Consider the following 14,983-nt stretch of genomic DNA (forward strand, 5'->3'; position numbering starts at 1 on the left):
ATCGCGGGCAAGCCCGCTCCTACATTCGTTTCGGGCCAGTTATTTCTGAGGCATTGGCGCGTGCGCTCTTGGCGCCCGCCTCGATGTTGCGTCTTACAGACAAAAGGGCGCGCGCCTATATAACAGGACTCACTGGCCCGAAACGGATGTAGGAGCGGGCTTGCCCGCGATGCGCCGCGCGGGCGGCGCTCGATCTCACAGGCGCTACAGAACCCAAGACAAGCACCAAAAAATGCCCGCTCGCGAAGGCCATGACGGCCCCCGGGAGCGGGCTGATCCCGCAACGACTTCAGGCAATGGGAATTCAGGCGAACGCCGGCACCACTTCCTTGATGAACAGCTCGAGCGACTTCTTCTTCTCGGCGTGGGGCAGGCTGTTGTCGCACCAGAAGCTGAACTCGTCGACGCCCAGTTCCTGGTAGTACTTGATGCGCGCGATGATTTCTTCCGGGGTGCCGATCATGGTGTTCTTGCGGATGTTCTCCAGCTGGAACGCTGGCACTTCGGCGAACTTGGACTCCGGGCTTGGCTCCAGGAAGCCGTTGACCGGCACGGTCTTGTTGCCGAACCAGGCATCGAAGGTGCGGTAGAAGCGCGAGATGGCCTGGGCGCCGACTTTCCAGCCTTCAGGCTCCGACGGGCTGTGCACGTGGGTGTGGCGCAGCACCATCAGTTGCGGGCGCGGCACATCCGGGTTGTTGTCCAGCGCGGCCTGGAACTTGTTCTTCAGGTCCAGCACTTCTTCGTCGCCCTTCATCAGCGGGGTGACCATGACGTTGCAGCCGTTGGCCACGGCGAAGTTGTGCGAATCCGGGTCGCGGGCGGCGATCCACATCGGCGGCGTGGCGTTGAACGGCTTCGGCACGCTGGTGGAGGTGGGGAACTTGTACACCTCGCCTTCATGGGCGTAGTCGCCTTCCCACAGTTTGCGCACCACCGGGACCATTTCACGCAGGGCCTTGCCACCGTCGGTGGCTGGCATGCCATTGGCCATGCGGTCGAACTCGAACTGGTAGGCGCCACGGGCCAGGCCCACTTCCATGCGGCCGTTGCTGATCACATCGAGCAAGGCGCATTCGCCGGCCACGCGGATCGGGTTCCAGAACGGCGCAATGATGGTGCCGGCGCCCAGGCGGATCTTCTCGGTGCGTGCGGCGAGGTAGGCCAGCAGCGGCATCGGGCTTGGCGAGATGGTGTATTCCATGGCGTGGTGTTCGCCGATCCACACGGTGCTGAAACCGCCGTTCTCGGCCATCAGGGTCAGTTCGGTGAGGTCTTCGAACAGCTGGCGGTGGCTGACCTGTTCATCCCAACGTTCCATGTGCACGAACAACGAAAATTTCATGGGGCTTTCCTCGGAGCTTGAAAGTCTCGCCTGGCGCGCCAGGCGTCAGTAATAAGGCTAGGCGCTTCAGGCGAAGGCGGGCAGGCTGGCCATCTTGCCGCGGCAGTAGATCATCGGCCGTGGGGCCTGCTCGGGGACGATCAGGTTGTGCACCTTGCCGACCATGATGGCGTGGTCGCCACCTTCATATTCGCGCCACAATTCGCATTCGATCACCGCGGTGGCGCCGGCCAGGATAGGGTTGCCCAGAGCGCTCAAGCTCCACTCGATGCCGGCCGCCTTGTCCTTGCCCTTCTTGGCGAAGGCGTAGGCCTCGGCCTGCTGTTCACCAGAGAGCAGGTGAATGGCGAAGCGCTTGTTCTTGATCAGCACAGGGTAGGAGTCGGAGCTGTAGTTGGGGCAGAACAGCACCAGCGGCGGTTCCATCGACAGGGACGAGAAGGCGCTGGCAGTGAGGCCGACGATCGAGCCGTCGTCGTCCAGGGTGGTGATGACGGTAACGCCGGACGGGAAGGAGCCCAGCACGTTCTTGTAGACGGTTGCGTCGATCATGGCGTGAACCTCGAATTGGGGCAGCGGTGGACCGCTTTTTATCGTTGATGTGTCTGATGGTATACCGTAATACTCGATTTGCAAGCGGAATTTTCAGCCACGGCAAATTCACGATGAGTGGCGCAAAGCCGCATGGATATTGGGCTCTGAGAAATTTAAGGGCTTTGGGCCGGGTTGCTGAACCGGATCAGTTACAGTTTTTTAAGCCGAATCAGTGTTGTCAAAAGTTTGGAATACCATAATATGGTCCGCAGCTGAGAGGCCGCCTAGATGCGGTTTCCTTACAAAGATAAAAACGACCTTTCGAGCTGAAAACCATGTCCCAACCGTCATCGCAACACCAGTTTGTCGAGAATCACACGGTCGATTACGTTCCACCTGCCGAGCGCCATGGGAAGGCGCGCGACCTGTTCACCCTCTGGTTCAGCACCAACATTGCGCCACTGCCCATCGTCACCGGCGCCATGGTGGTCCAGGTGTTCCACCTGAACCTGTTGTGGGGCCTGATCGCCATCGCCTTGGGGCATCTTGTCGGGGGCGTGGTCATCGCCCTGGCCTCTGCGCAGGGACCGCAGCTGGGCATCCCGCAGATGGTGCAGAGCCGCGGCCAGTTCGGCCGTTACGGCGCCTTGCTGATCGTGTTCTTCACCGCGCTGATCTATGTTGGCTTCTTCATCTCCAACATTGTCCTGGCGGGCAAGTCGATCCACGGCATCGCACCGAGTGTGCCAATGCCCACGGCGATCGTCATCGGTGCCCTCAGCGCCACCGCCATCGGCGTCATCGGTTACCGCTTCATTCATGGCCTGAACCGTATTGGTACCTGGGTGATGGGCTCGGCGCTGCTGGCCGGCTTCATCATGATGTTCGTCCAGGATCTGCCGGCCGACTTCTTCAGCCGCGGCGCCTTCAACCTGTCCGGCTTCATCGCCACCGTGTCGCTGGGCACCATCTGGCAGATCAGCTTCTCGCCTTACACCTCCGACTACTCGCGCTACCTGCCCAAGGAAGTCGGCATTGCCAAGCCGTTCTGGGCCACGTACTTCGGCGCTACCCTGGGCACCATCCTGTGCTTCAGCTTTGGTGCGGTGGCGGTGCTGTGCGTGCCGGAAGGCACCGATGCGATGGACGCGGTCAAGCAGGCCACTGGCTGGCTGGGGCCGATCCTGATGGTGTTGTTCCTGCTCAACATCATCAGCCACAACGCCCTCAACCTGTATGGCGCGGTGCTGTCGATCGTCACGGCGATCCAGACCTTCGTCGCCGAGTGGACACCGAGCGTCAAGGTGCGTGTGATGCTGGCGGCAGTCATCCTGGTGGCGTGCGGCATGGTCGCCCTGAATGCCTCGGCGGACTTCATTGGCCACTTCATCGGGCTGATCCTGGCGCTGCTGCTGGTGCTGGTGCCGTGGGCTTCGATCAACCTGATCGACTTCTACCTGATCAAGAAAGGCCAGTACGACATTGCCTCGATCTTCCGCGCTGATGGCGGGATCTACGGGCGCTTCAACCATCACGCGATCATTGCCTATGCGTGCGGCATCCTGGTGCAGCTGCCGTTTGCCAATACGTCGCTGTACGTGGGGCCGTACTCGAACATTGTCGAAGGGGCTGACCTGTCGTGGCTGGTCGGCTTGGTCGTGACGGTGCCGCTGTATTACTGCCTGGCTACGCGCGGCAAGGCCGAGAGGGCTGTGCGGGCCGTCAGCGTTAACGATTGATCTGAGAACAGGGGCTGCTTTGCAGCCCATCGCAGGCAAGCCAGCGCCTACAGGAATCGCACAAGACACGAGGCTTGCGTGGTATCGGTAGGAGCTGGCTTGCCGGCGATGGACCGCAAAGCGGCCCCGGCTGTTTCAGATCACACCTTGAACTGCGCCACCATGCCGTTCAAATCCACCGCCAGCCTGGACAAGTCCTGCGCTGCCGCACTGGTCTGATTGGCCCCTGCCGATGTCTGCATCGCCAGGTCGCGAATATTGACCAGGTTGCGATCCACCTCCCGGGCCACCTGCGCCTGCTCTTCCGAAGCACTGGCAATCACCAGGTTGCGCTGGTTGATCGATCCGATCGCCTCGGCAATCACCTCCAGCGCCTGCCCGGCACCTTGCGCCACCTCCAGCGTGCCGGCGGCACGCCCCTGGCTGCTGTGCATGGCTGTCACTGCCCGCTCGGTGCCGTTCTGGATACCGGCAATCATCTGCTCGATCTCCGCCGTGGACTGCTGGGTGCGGTGGGCGAGGGCGCGCACTTCATCGGCGACCACGGCAAAGCCACGGCCAGCCTCACCGGCACGCGCGGCCTCGATGGCAGCGTTAAGGGCCAGCAGGTTGGTCTGCCCGGCAATCGCGCCGATTACATCGAGCACCCGGCTGATCTCGTTGGCATTGTTGGCCAACTGCTCGATTTCTGCAGAGGTGCCGGTGACGTCATCGACCAGATGCCGGATCGACGCCAGTGCCAGGTTCACCTGCTCACGGCCATCGCGGGTGGTGCGGTCGGCGCCCTGGGAGGCGTCGGCGGTGCTCACGGCGTTGTTGGCCACTTCCTCGACGGCAGCGGTCATCTGGTTGACGGCGGTGGCCGCCTGGTCGATCTCTGCGCTTTGCTGGTGCAGGCCGCGGCTGGTGTCTTCGGTGACGGTGTGCAGTTCTTCCGAGGCCGAGGCTAACTGGTCGGAAGACGCGGCGATCTTGCGAAGGGTGTCGCGCAGGCTTGCCTGCATTCGGCTCAGGGCGCGCAGCAGCAAGGCGGGCTCATCCTTGCCGGTGACCTTGATGTCATGGGTCAGGTCGCCGGTCGCCACACGTTCGGCCACGGCCACGGCGTCGGCCAGCGGCACGACGATGCTGCGGGTGAGGGCGGTGGCGATGGCGGCCAGGGCGAGCATGATCACCAGCAGCGCGCTGATGATCGCGGTAAAGGCTTCATCGGCTACATCGCTGCTGCGCTGCGAGGCCTGCTCGGCACCCTCGCTGTTGTAGCTGATCAGCGCCGTCATGGCTTTCATCATGCTGTCGGCAGCCTGGGTAAGCGGGCCGGTGATCTGCTGCTTGGCCTCGACCATGCGCCCGGCGGCGATGTCCTGCAGCACTCGCGCTTGCAGGGCGAGGTACTGTTGATGTGCGGTATCGAAGGTGTTGAACAGGGCGCGGTCATCGGCAGCGATGATGGTGGCTTCATAGTCCTTGAGGCCGCCGTCGAGCTGTTCGTTGATGCCTTTGAGCAGGTCGATGTTGCGCTGGCGCTCCTCCGGGCTGTCATCCAGTGCGGCGCGCAGGGTGACGGCGCGGGCGCGGCCCAGGTTGGTGCTGATTTCACTGAGGGCGACCACGGCAGGCATCCAGGTCACGCGGATTTCATCCGTGGCCTTGTCCATCTGGCGGGTTTCATAGAGTGCGGTAAGGCCCATGACCAGGACCAGAATGCCCAACAGGGCGAATACGCTTGCCGCGCGAATGCCGATCTTCATATTCCGTAACAGCATGGAATGCTCCTTGACGGTGGCGTGCAGGCGTCAAGAGCATGGACGGAAGGCCGGGCCACCGGGTGGTGGTGCCAGGCTCTCGATGCGCTGCGGATTTAAGTGTGTGTCTCACCCTCTTGCATGTTTTTTTGTTTGAATGATGCCATATAGCCATCATTATTGACCAGTCATTCAATGTAACTACGTGTGCTGATAAATCCGTCATTTATTGACGGATTTATCAGGAATTTGCACTCAAACGATGGCGATCGCCGGGTCGGCAGCGGCCAGCGCGACGGCACGATCAGCAACCGGCGGGTAGATCCATACTCCGTTGATGTTGCGCTTGAGCGCCTTGCCTTCCTGGCCCTGCAACTTCAGTTCACGCTCCCAACCTTCGCTGAATGCCGCACCCCAGTCCCCGAGGTCCAGGCACGTCACGTACTTGGGTTGACGGTAGATGACCGGCTGTTCGCCGAGCAGGTCAGCCATGGCGTTGTTGCCACAGTGGCGGCCCATGGGAATGGCATGCTGGCAGGTCATCAGCGCGTGGTTGCCCATGTCGTCGACGGCAGCCCAGGCGGTGTCGCCGGTGGCATAGATGTGCGCCTGGCCAACGACTTTGAGGTGGTCGTCGACCTTGAGGCGGCCGAATGGGTCACGCTCGCCAGCCACGTGTGCAGTCAGCGGGCTGGCCTGGACGCCCACGGTCCAGATCACGGTCTTGCTGGCAATGTACTCGCCGTTGTCCAGCGTAACGCCACCGGCATCGACGGCCACCACTGACGTACCCGCCAGCCACTCGACACCCGCCTGTTCGCAGGCGGCAACGATCGACGGTGTAATGCCTGCGCCCAGCGCCGCGCCCACCTTGGCACCGCGGTCGACTACCAGCACGCGTACCGTAGCGTCACCGAGTACGGCGCGCAGGCGGGCAGGCATTTCGGTGGCGGTCTCGATGCCGGTGAAGCCGCCGCCGCACACCACCACGGTGTTGCGTGCCGGCGAGGCGGGCAGGGCAGCCAGAGATGCCAGGTGCTGCTCCAAGTGCATGGCCGATTCCATCTGGTCGACATCGAAGGTGTGTTCGCCCAGCCCCGGGACTGCCGGGCGTGCCACCTGGCTACCGGCGGCCAGGATCAGCCGGTCATAGGCGATCTGCTGCGGTTGGCCATTGGCGCCGGTGAAGCTGACGCTGCGCCCCTGGGCGTCGATGCCTTGCGCATGGCCTTCGATGAACTGCACACCCACCGCGTCGAACAGTTCGCCTAGCGGCGCCTTCATGCCATGCACGTCGGCTTCGTAGAAGCGCGGGCGGATGCGCAGTTCGGGCTGCGGCGCCAGCACGCTGATGCTCAGGTCGTCACGCTTGGCTCTGTCCAGCAGGCGGGCGGCGCTCAGGGCACTCCAGACACCGGCAAAGCCGGCACCAATGATCAGGATGTTGGTTTTCATGCAGCTGCTCCGCGAATGTGATTACGGGAAAAGGTGGCTTCGATCACACCCAGGGTGCCTCTCGAATAACTACGACTCTATTGGTCGTAGTTTGTCTTTGCAAGTTTTTTCTACACCCCTGTGGGTCTGCTCATCGGGTGAGCTATCCAACGCTTCAAGGCGAGCCTTTTGCAGTGCACGCGCTACCCGCGTATGATTTGCGACAAAGTTGGTCGGAGATACACATGTCGCTCTACAGTGCTGGCGTCGAATACGGCATCCATTGCCTGCTGTACCTCGTGGACGAGCGCGGCGATACGCGCGATGCCAGCGTGCGCGACCTGGCCGAGCTGCAGGGCGTACCGCAGGAGTACCTGGCCAAGGTCTTCACCAAGCTGGCCCGCGCCAAGCTGGTGGTCGCCACCGAGGGCGTGCGGGGCGGCTTTCGCCTGGCCCGGCCTTCGGACGAGATCACCGTGCTGGACATCGTCAACGCCATCGACGGGCCGAAGAAGATTTTCGACTGCCGCGAGATTCGCGAGCGCTGCACGCTGTTCGACGGCTCGCCACCCGGCTGGGCGACTGAAGGCACCTGTGCGATTCACGCCGTGATGCTGGGGGCGCAGAAGCGTATGGAAGAGGCGCTGGCGCAGCAGACCATCCTCGACCTGGCGCGCCGGTTCGGGCGCAAGGCACCGGCGGAGTTTGGCCAGCAGGTCAATGACTGGATGGGCGAGCGGCGGATCCCGACGAGTCAGGCGTAAGGCGGGTGTTTCGCCCGCGGGGCCTCAACGCCCTTCATGCTGGCGACGGTACGCCCCCGGCTGCACGCCCACCGCCTTGGCGAACGCCCGGGTAAACGCCGCCACCGACTGATACCCCACCTGCGCGCCCACCTGCTCCACGGTATTGCCCGCCTGCAGCAACTGGCAGGCATGGCGCATGCGCAAGGCCAGCAGCACCTGCCCTGGTGACTGCCCGGCCAGTTCGTTGAAGCGTTTGAAAAACGCCGACCGCGAAAGCCCCGTGCACGCGGCCATGGTTTCCAGTGTCCAGGCCTGGCCGGGTTGCTCGATCAGTTGCGCCAGCAACCCAGCGAACGCCGGCTGCCGGGCCAGCGCTACCAAGCCACCGAGTGGTTGCCCGGCGTGCACCTGCTGGCGCAGCACATACAGGAACAGCAAGTGCGTCAGCCGCTCCAACAACGTTTGCGACGGTGCTGGCAGGCGCTCGCACTCTTCAAGAATCAGCCCGAACAGCGCCCGCGCCGCATGCCCGGCGGGCTCGTCGGCGCGCAGCACGATCCAGTCGGCCAGGCCCTCGACAATCAGTGACGACAGCCCCGGGCGAAAGTGGAAGAACCCGCACACCAGGCCCACCCCGTCATTGGCATGGGCATTCAGCGCCTGCATGGCCTGGCGCGGCTGGGCGCAGGCGCTCACCGGGTCCTGGTCGCCCGACAACCGGTAAGCCAGGTCTCGCAGCAAAAACACCGCATCCCCGGCCTCAAGGCGCACGGCTTCGGCTTGCCCGTCGATGTGCAGCCAGCAATGCCCCTGGACTACCAGGTGAAAACTGGCCCGGCCCATGCCCTGGGTGCTGGCGTGCCAGCCACCGCAATAGCGGCCCACGTGGAACAGGCTGGCGTCGAGCTGGAGGCCTTCTAATAACCAATCGACAAGATGGCTGGATGAAATCATCTAATGCAAACACTCAGGAGCAAGGAAAGGCGACTGATGAATATGGAGGGTAATTCTTATAACCAACAGACTGTATGCACACCCATCAAAGGAGTCCACTCCATGTCCTCGCGCATTACGCTACACACGCTGCAGAGCGCCCCGGAAGCAGCCCGCCCGTTCCTCGAAAATGCCCAGAAGAACTCCGGTTTCATCCCCAACCTGCTCGGCGTGCTGGCCAACGCCCCAGCAGCGCTGGAAACCTACGTAACCGTGTCGGCCCTGAACGGCAAGGCCGAACTGACCCTGGCCGAACGTGAAGTGGTGCAGCTGATTGCTGCTACCCAGCACGGTTGCGACTTCTGTGTGGCCGGCCACACCGCCGTGGCGCTGAACAAGGCCAAGCTGCCGCAGGAAGTGGTCGACGCCCTGCGCGCCCGTGGCGAACTGCCTGACGCCCGCTATGAGACCCTGGCCGCGTTCGCCCGTGAGGTCATCGCCACCCGCGGCAATGTCAGCGAAGCGACTTACCAGGCGTTCCGGGCTGCCGGTTTCACCGAGGGCAACGCCCTGGAAGTGATTCTTGGCGTCAGCCTCGCAACCTTGTGCAACTTTGCTAATGTGTTCGCCCAAACGCCGCTCAACGACGAGCTGAGCAAGTACCGCTGGCAGCCTGCGTAATCCGCACAGGGCGCCGCGGCGCCTGCTTATCAAAAGGAGTAGGGATATGCTTGATGCTGGATTTGCGCAGTGGCTGGATGCCAATGCCGAAGCAATCGACCAAGGCCAGTGCGACCCGCATCGGGTGCTGGCGCACATCGCCGAATCGCAGCTGCTGCGCGTCGGTGTCGACCCGGCGCTGGGCGGCAGCGGCGGCGCCGTGACCCATGCGGTCGAAGCCATTGCCGCCATCGCCAGCCGTTCACTGGCCGCAGCCTTCGTCAGCTGGGGCCAGCGCGCCTTCATCGAATACCTGTTGCAAAGCCCGAACCAGGCGCTGCGTGAGCGCCTGTTGCCCGGCTTGTTGACCGGGGAACTGGCCGGTGCCACGGGGCTTTCCAATGCCATGAAGTTCCTTTCCGGCATCGAAGCGTTGCAAGTGCGCGGCCGCCCGCAGGCCGACGGCTGGGCCCTCGACGGCCGCCTGCACTGGGTGACCAACCTGCGCAAGAGCGGTTTCGTGGTGGCTGCAGCCATTGAAGACGATGCAGGCGGCGCGCCGTTCGTGCTGGCGATCCCATCCGATGCCCAGGGCCTGGAACGCTCCGACGACTTGCAGCTGATGGGCCTGCAATCGAGCAATACGGCTGCCCTGGCGTTCCATCAGGTCGAACTGAAGCGCGAGTGGCTGCTGCACGACAACGCCCGCGAGTTCCTGCCAACGGTGCGCCCGGCATTCCTTGGATTGCAGTGCGGTATGGCCATCGGCCTGGCGCGGCGTGCGCTGGATGAAGTGCAGGCGCACATGAACGGCCGCATCTCGTTCCTTGAAGAAGCCCGCCAGGTGCTCAAGGAGCGCCTGGAAAACACCGTGGCCGAGCTCAAGCAAGGCCTGCTCGAAGGGCGCTTCCTGAGCCAACCGGCAGCGCTGTTCAAACTGCGCATCACCCTGGCCGAAAGCGCCGCCGACGCAGTGCAGCTGGAACTGCAGGCCAGCGGTGGCAAGGCTTACCTGAGCGAATACGGCCAAGGTTTCGCCCGCCGCTGGCGGGAGTCGGCATTCGTGCCGATCGTGACCCCGAGCCTGGTGCAGCTGCGCGCCGAATTGCACCGCCAGGCGGCCAACGCATGAGCCAAGTGTTGCTCGAAGCCCGGGAGATCAGCCTGGGCTACCCGCGCGATGGCGGCTGGCAGGAGGTGCTGGCGCGCTTCGACCTGCAGCTGGCGCCGGGCGAGGTGGTGACCATCCTCGGCCCCAGTGGTGTCGGCAAATCCAGCTTGTTGCGGGTACTGGCCGGGTTGCAGCAGCCGCGTGGCGGCAGCGTCAGCCTGCAGGGCGAACCGCTGCAGGGCCCGCACCCGCGTCTGGCGGTGGCCTTCCAGGACCCGAGCCTGCTGCCGTGGCTTAGCCTGGAAAAGAACGTCGCCTTTGGCCTGGATTTCGCCCGCCAGCCCAAGCTGGCCGCCGTCGAGCGCCGTGCGCGCATCGACCAGGCGATCGCCGCTGTGGGCCTGGCCCATGCGCGCAGCCACTACCCGGCGCAGTTGTCGGGCGGCATGGCCCAGCGCACCGCGCTGGCCCGCTGCCTGGCCCGCCAGCCCGAAGTCTTGCTGCTGGATGAACCCTTCGGTGCGCTGGATGAGGTAACCCGTGCCGACATGCAGCAACTGCTGCTGCAACTGATCGCCACGCACAAGACCGCGGCGGTGCTGATTACCCACGATATCGACGAAGCCTTGCTGTTGTCCGACCGGGTCCTGCTACTGGGCGACCACCCAGCGCATGTTCTCGGCCAATGGCACATCGACCTGCCGCAACCGCGCACGCACCGGGTCGAAGCGTTGGGCGCGCTGCGTATCGACATCGTCAAAACCCTTCGGCGGGCAAGCCGCACAGCCCAACCTTCATCTCCCTCATTGCCCTCGGAGGCTGTCCATGTGCATGGATGACTGCTGTTCCTCTTCGTCGCGTCGCGATTTCCTCAAGCTCAGCGCCATGCTCACCGCCGCCGGTGCCGTGCCGCTGCTGGCCAGCCTGCAGGCGCGCGCAGCCGCAGAGCCGGACGCGCCGGTGCGCATCGGCTACCTGCCGATCACCGACGCCACGCCATTGCTGGTGGCGCACAACAACGGCCTGTTCGAGGCCGAAGGCCTCAAGGCCGAGCGCCCGGTGCTGCTGCGCAGCTGGGCCCAGGTGATCGAGGCGTTCATCTCTGGCCAGGTCAATGTGATCCACCTGCTGTCGCCTATGACGGTGTGGGCGCGCTACGCCAGCAAGGTGCCAGCCAAGGTGGTGGCCTGGAACCACGTGGGTGGCTCGGGCCTGACGGTGGCGCCGGACATCACCGATATGAAGCAGTTGGGCGGCAAGACCGTGGCCATCCCGTTCTGGTACTCGATCCACAACGTGGTGCTGCAACAGATGCTCAACGACAACGGCCTGACGCCGGTGTCCAGGCCCGCCAACGCCCAGTTGGCCGCCAACGAGGTCAACCTCTTGGTGCTGCCACCGTCGGACATGCCGCCGGCCCTGGCCAGCAAGCGCATTGCCGGCTACATCGTCGCCGAGCCGTTCAACGCCCTGGCCGAAAACCTCGAGGTCGGCCGTGTGCAGCGCTTCACCGGTGACGTGTGGCGCAACCACGCCTGCTGCGTGGTGTTCATGCACGAGCACGACTTGAACAACCGCCCCGAGTGGTCGCAGAAGGTCGTCAACGCCATCGTCAAGGCCCAGCACTGGACCCGCGACCACCGCGCCGAAGCCGCAGCGCTGCTGTCCAAGGCCGGCCCCAACAAGTACACACCACACGAGCCTGCGGTGCTGGCCAAGGTGCTGGCCCCGGCCGCCGAGGACCGCGCCGCCTACATCGCCAGCGGGGCCATCCAGCACCAGCAGTGGGACGAGAAGCGCATCGACTTCCAGCCGTACCCGTTCCCCAGCTACACCGAAGAACTGGTCAAACGCCTGAAAGGCACCCTGATCGAAGGGGAGAGCGGTTTCCTTGCCGGCCTGGACCCGGCGCAGACCGCGCGCGACCTGGTCGACGACCGCTTCGTGCGCAATGCCATTGCCGCCGTAGGCGGCCCGTCGGTGTTCGGCATTGCCGACAACTTCGAGCGTAGTGAGGAGTTCGCGGTCTGATGCGCAAACATGTTGTACATGCCGGCCTTGGGTTGGCCGGGCTGCTGGGGTTGCTGCTGCTGTGGTGGGCCGGGGTGCGGTTGTTCGGCGAGGCCGATGGCCTGTCGGCGCGCTTTTCGCCCCAGGCGACACTGGCCAGCCTGGTGGAGTTGCTGGGCGAAGGCGAGGTCTACGGGCACGTCTGGGTCAGCCTCAAGCGGATTCTTGTCGGCCTGTTGCTGGCGTTGCTGATCGGTGTGCCGCTGGGCCTGCTGGTGGGCAGCTACCGGCACCTGGAGGCGGCAACCACGCCGGCGTTCCAGTTTTTGCGGATGATCTCACCGTTGTCGTGGATGCCGGTGGTGGTGATGCTGATGGGCGTGGGCGACCAGCCGATCTACTTCCTGCTGGCGTTTGCGGCGTTGTGGCCGATCCTGCTCAACACCGCCGCGGGCGTGCGCCAGCTCGACCCGCGCTGGTTGCAGTTGAGCCGTAGCCTGAGTGCCACGCGCTGGGAAACCTTGTGCAAGGTGATCATCCCCGGGGTGATCGGCCATGTGCTGACCGGCGTGCGCCTGGCCATCGGCATTCTGTGGATCGTGCTGGTGCCGTGCGAAATGCTTGGCGTGAGTGCCGGGCTTGGGTATTTCATTCTCGATACCCGTGACCGGCTGGCTTACTCGGAGCTGATGGCCATGGTGCTGCTGATAGGGGTGCTGGGGTTCATGCTCGATGCACTGGCGCGTGGGCTGCATCGGCGCTGGGTGCATGCCTGAAGGGCCAGTGTGGCCTCATCGCCGGCAAGCCGGCTCCCACAGTTGCCCCACAGCATTCTGGACTCGTGGCTTACCTGTGGGAGCCGGCTTGCCGGCGATGAGGCCGTCAGGTCAATGCACGGTCTTGCGCTGGCGCACGCAGTCGCGTGCCGATTCTGCCAACTCATCCAGCCACTCATCGCGCTGCTGCTCGGCCTCGATCATCGCATCCTCACCCTGCTGGTTGAGCAGGTAGGTGTGAATCTGATGCACTTCGGTGGTCTGGTAGATCGGCGCAATGTCCAGCCGGCCGATCAGCGCAGCGCTGGCCTGGCCGGTGCTGCTCATCAGCACCTGTGGCCCGCTGGCCGCCACCACCTGCATGCCCATCGCTTCGAACCAGGGCACCTGGTGGGCAAAGGCATTCAGCTCGACACTGGCAAAACGCGCCTGCACGTCACCCAGCAATGCGCGGGCGATGCCCTGGCGGCGGTGGTCCGCGACCACGGCCAGAAACGCCACTGCGCAAGCCTGGTCGTTGTCCTGGGCGGGCAAGGTCAACGCAAAACCCAGCATCTGGTCCGGCGCATCGGCGTCCAGGGCCAGGGTCAGCTCCACGGCCAGGCCGCGCGTGCCGTCCATGGCCTGCAGGTATTGGTGGACCTCCATGCCGACACCGTACTGATACAGCGGGTACAACGGGTTTTCGGCACGAATGGCGACACTGCTCAGTTCGCCGACGTGGTGGATCACCAGTTCGCGGATCTGGTTCTGGAAGGATTCGGGCGGCACGCTGTCGAGGCGGCTCAGGATGAACATCGGTGGACGGGCTCCGGCTGCGGTTTGATCACCCCGCGCCGGATTGGCGCGGGGTGCACAGTCTAAACCCTTTTTGCCGTGTCAGCCTTGTGCGTGCATGGCCGCAAGCATCAGGTCGAGGTTTTGCACCGCCGCGCCCGAGGCGCCCTTGCCCAGGTTGTCGAACACGGCCGTCAGCAGCACCTGGCCGTGCTCTGGGTTGGCGTACAGGGCCAGGCGCAGGTCGTTGCTGTCGTTCAGCGCCTCGGGGTCGAGCGGCGTGGCCGGGCCGTGCTGGTGCAACGGTGCGACTTGCACGTGGCGGGCGCCCTGGTAGTGCCGTTCAAGGCACGCCTGCAGCTGTTCGGCGGTGGCCTGGCCAGGCAGCAGGCGCAGTTGCAGCGGGATGCTCAGGACGATGCCCTGGCGATACGCGGCATAACCGGGCAAGAACACCGGCCTTGCCGACAGCCCAGCGTGCAGCTGGATTTCCGGCACATGCTTGTGCGCCAGCTCCAGCCCGTACATCTGCAGGGTGGGTGCCTGTTCGGCGCCGGGCTGTTCATGCTGCTCGACCGCCGCGCGGCCACCCCCGGAATAACCGGAAATGGCATGGATGCTCAGCGGGTAGTCGGCCGGCAGCAGGCCGGCCTGGACCAGCGGGCGCAGCAGCGCGATGGCGCCGGTCGGGTAACAGCCGGGGTTGCTGACGCGCTTGGCCTGGGCGATACGCTCGGGCTGCTGCTCGTTCAGCTCCGGTAGCCCATACACCCAACCGGGCGTGGTGCGGTGCGCCGAGCTGGCATCGATCACCCGAACCGCCGGGTTGTGGATGGCCGCTACGGCATCGCGGGCGGCGGCGTCGGGCAGGCAGAGCAGGGCGATGTCGGCGCTGTTGATCGCCTCGCGGCGGCGCTGCGGGTCCTTGCGTTCGGCTTCGGGCAGGGTGAGCAGGTGCAGGTCGTCGCGGCCGTGCAAGCGGGCGTGGATCTGCAGGCCTGTGGTGCCTTGGTCGCCATCGATGAAGACAACAGGGGTGTGCATGGTCAGGGTCCGGTCAGGAGGAGAAGAACCATGGTCGCCTCTGGCGGTGGTAAAGGAAATTTGAATATCATGACTGCGATGTTCATTTTTTCTGAATTACAGTTGTCGGTGCCTTGCCCCTGCGCAGTA

At 64.3% G+C, this 14,983-nt stretch carries 14 protein-coding genes; 7 read left to right on the top strand and 7 right to left on the bottom strand.

Going from position 1 to position 14,983, the window contains the following annotated elements; translation table 11 throughout:
- Positions 1-304 precede the first annotated feature (304 nt).
- A complete protein-coding gene (locus ABEH27_RS04225; protein WP_346612347.1) occupies positions 305-1,345 on the bottom strand; it encodes an LLM class flavin-dependent oxidoreductase in 1,041 nt (346 codons plus the stop codon).
- Between the two features lie 66 nt (positions 1,346-1,411).
- The gene (locus tag ABEH27_RS04230; RefSeq protein WP_346612348.1) at positions 1,412-1,897 is read right to left on the bottom strand and encodes a flavin reductase family protein; all 486 of its coding nucleotides are present in this window, start codon (positions 1,895-1,897) and stop codon (positions 1,412-1,414) included.
- 317 nt (positions 1,898-2,214) lie between these two features.
- Between ABEH27_RS04230 and ABEH27_RS04235 the strand changes: the two genes are divergently transcribed.
- On the top strand, positions 2,215-3,618 hold the full coding sequence (locus tag ABEH27_RS04235; RefSeq protein WP_346612349.1) for a cytosine permease: 1,404 nt from the start codon (positions 2,215-2,217) through the stop codon (positions 3,616-3,618).
- 140 nt (positions 3,619-3,758) lie between these two features.
- Here ABEH27_RS04235 and ABEH27_RS04240 read toward each other — a convergent pair whose 3' ends face one another.
- Together ABEH27_RS04240 and ABEH27_RS04245 are read right to left on the bottom strand one after the other, a co-directional pair.
- On the bottom strand, positions 3,759-5,384 hold the full coding sequence (locus ABEH27_RS04240; RefSeq protein ID WP_346612350.1) for a methyl-accepting chemotaxis protein: 1,626 nt from the start codon (positions 5,382-5,384) through the stop codon (positions 3,759-3,761).
- Positions 5,385-5,618: 234 nt separating this feature from the next.
- On the bottom strand, positions 5,619-6,818 hold the full coding sequence (locus ABEH27_RS04245; protein ID WP_346612351.1) for an NAD(P)/FAD-dependent oxidoreductase: 1,200 nt from the start codon (positions 6,816-6,818) through the stop codon (positions 5,619-5,621).
- Positions 6,819-7,042: 224 nt separating this feature from the next.
- On the opposite strand from ABEH27_RS04245, the gene ABEH27_RS04250 reads away from it, so the two are divergent.
- Positions 7,043-7,561 carry an Rrf2 family transcriptional regulator gene (locus ABEH27_RS04250; protein ID WP_346612352.1) on the top strand — a complete coding sequence of 173 codons (519 nt, stop codon included), beginning with the start codon at positions 7,043-7,045 and terminating at the stop codon, positions 7,559-7,561.
- Between the two features lie 24 nt (positions 7,562-7,585).
- Here the strand turns inward: ABEH27_RS04250 and ABEH27_RS04255 are convergent, their stop codons facing one another.
- Positions 7,586-8,497, bottom strand: a complete 912-nt coding sequence (locus ABEH27_RS04255) for an AraC family transcriptional regulator (protein WP_346612353.1) — start codon at positions 8,495-8,497, stop codon at positions 7,586-7,588.
- A gap of 102 nt (positions 8,498-8,599) precedes the next feature.
- On the opposite strand from ABEH27_RS04255, the gene ABEH27_RS04260 reads away from it, so the two are divergent.
- Genes ABEH27_RS04260 through ABEH27_RS04280 form a run of 5 tightly spaced genes read left to right on the top strand, consistent with a single transcriptional unit; the run spans position 8,600 to position 13,033 of the window.
- On the top strand, positions 8,600-9,157 hold the full coding sequence (locus ABEH27_RS04260; RefSeq protein WP_346612354.1) for a carboxymuconolactone decarboxylase family protein: 558 nt from the start codon (positions 8,600-8,602) through the stop codon (positions 9,155-9,157).
- Between the two features lie 46 nt (positions 9,158-9,203).
- The gene (locus ABEH27_RS04265) at positions 9,204-10,268 is read left to right on the top strand and encodes an acyl-CoA dehydrogenase family protein (RefSeq protein WP_346612355.1); all 1,065 of its coding nucleotides are present in this window, start codon (positions 9,204-9,206) and stop codon (positions 10,266-10,268) included.
- On the top strand, positions 10,265-11,086 hold the full coding sequence (locus ABEH27_RS04270; protein ID WP_346612356.1) for an ABC transporter ATP-binding protein: 822 nt from the start codon (positions 10,265-10,267) through the stop codon (positions 11,084-11,086). The genes ABEH27_RS04265 and ABEH27_RS04270 overlap by 4 nt, the downstream gene beginning before the upstream one ends.
- A complete protein-coding gene (locus ABEH27_RS04275; protein WP_346612357.1) occupies positions 11,073-12,278 on the top strand; it encodes an ABC transporter substrate-binding protein in 1,206 nt (401 codons plus the stop codon). The genes ABEH27_RS04270 and ABEH27_RS04275 overlap by 14 nt, the downstream gene beginning before the upstream one ends.
- A complete protein-coding gene (locus ABEH27_RS04280; protein WP_346612358.1) occupies positions 12,278-13,033 on the top strand; it encodes an ABC transporter permease in 756 nt (251 codons plus the stop codon). Before ABEH27_RS04275 ends, ABEH27_RS04280 begins: the two co-directional genes overlap by 1 nt.
- A 111-nt stretch (positions 13,034-13,144) precedes the next feature.
- Here ABEH27_RS04280 and ABEH27_RS04285 read toward each other — a convergent pair whose 3' ends face one another.
- Both ABEH27_RS04285 and argC read right to left on the bottom strand, forming a co-directional pair.
- Positions 13,145-13,831, bottom strand: a complete 687-nt coding sequence (locus ABEH27_RS04285; RefSeq protein ID WP_346612359.1) for a GNAT family N-acetyltransferase — start codon at positions 13,829-13,831, stop codon at positions 13,145-13,147.
- An 81-nt stretch (positions 13,832-13,912) separates the two neighbouring features.
- Positions 13,913-14,854, bottom strand: a complete 942-nt coding sequence (gene argC, locus ABEH27_RS04290; RefSeq protein ID WP_346612360.1) for an N-acetyl-gamma-glutamyl-phosphate reductase — start codon at positions 14,852-14,854, stop codon at positions 13,913-13,915.
- Between the last annotated feature and the right edge of the window lie 129 nt (positions 14,855-14,983).

It is taken from the genome of Pseudomonas sp. P39-UII1, from assembly GCF_039672635.1.
Classification (GTDB): domain Bacteria; phylum Pseudomonadota; class Gammaproteobacteria; order Pseudomonadales; family Pseudomonadaceae; genus Aquipseudomonas.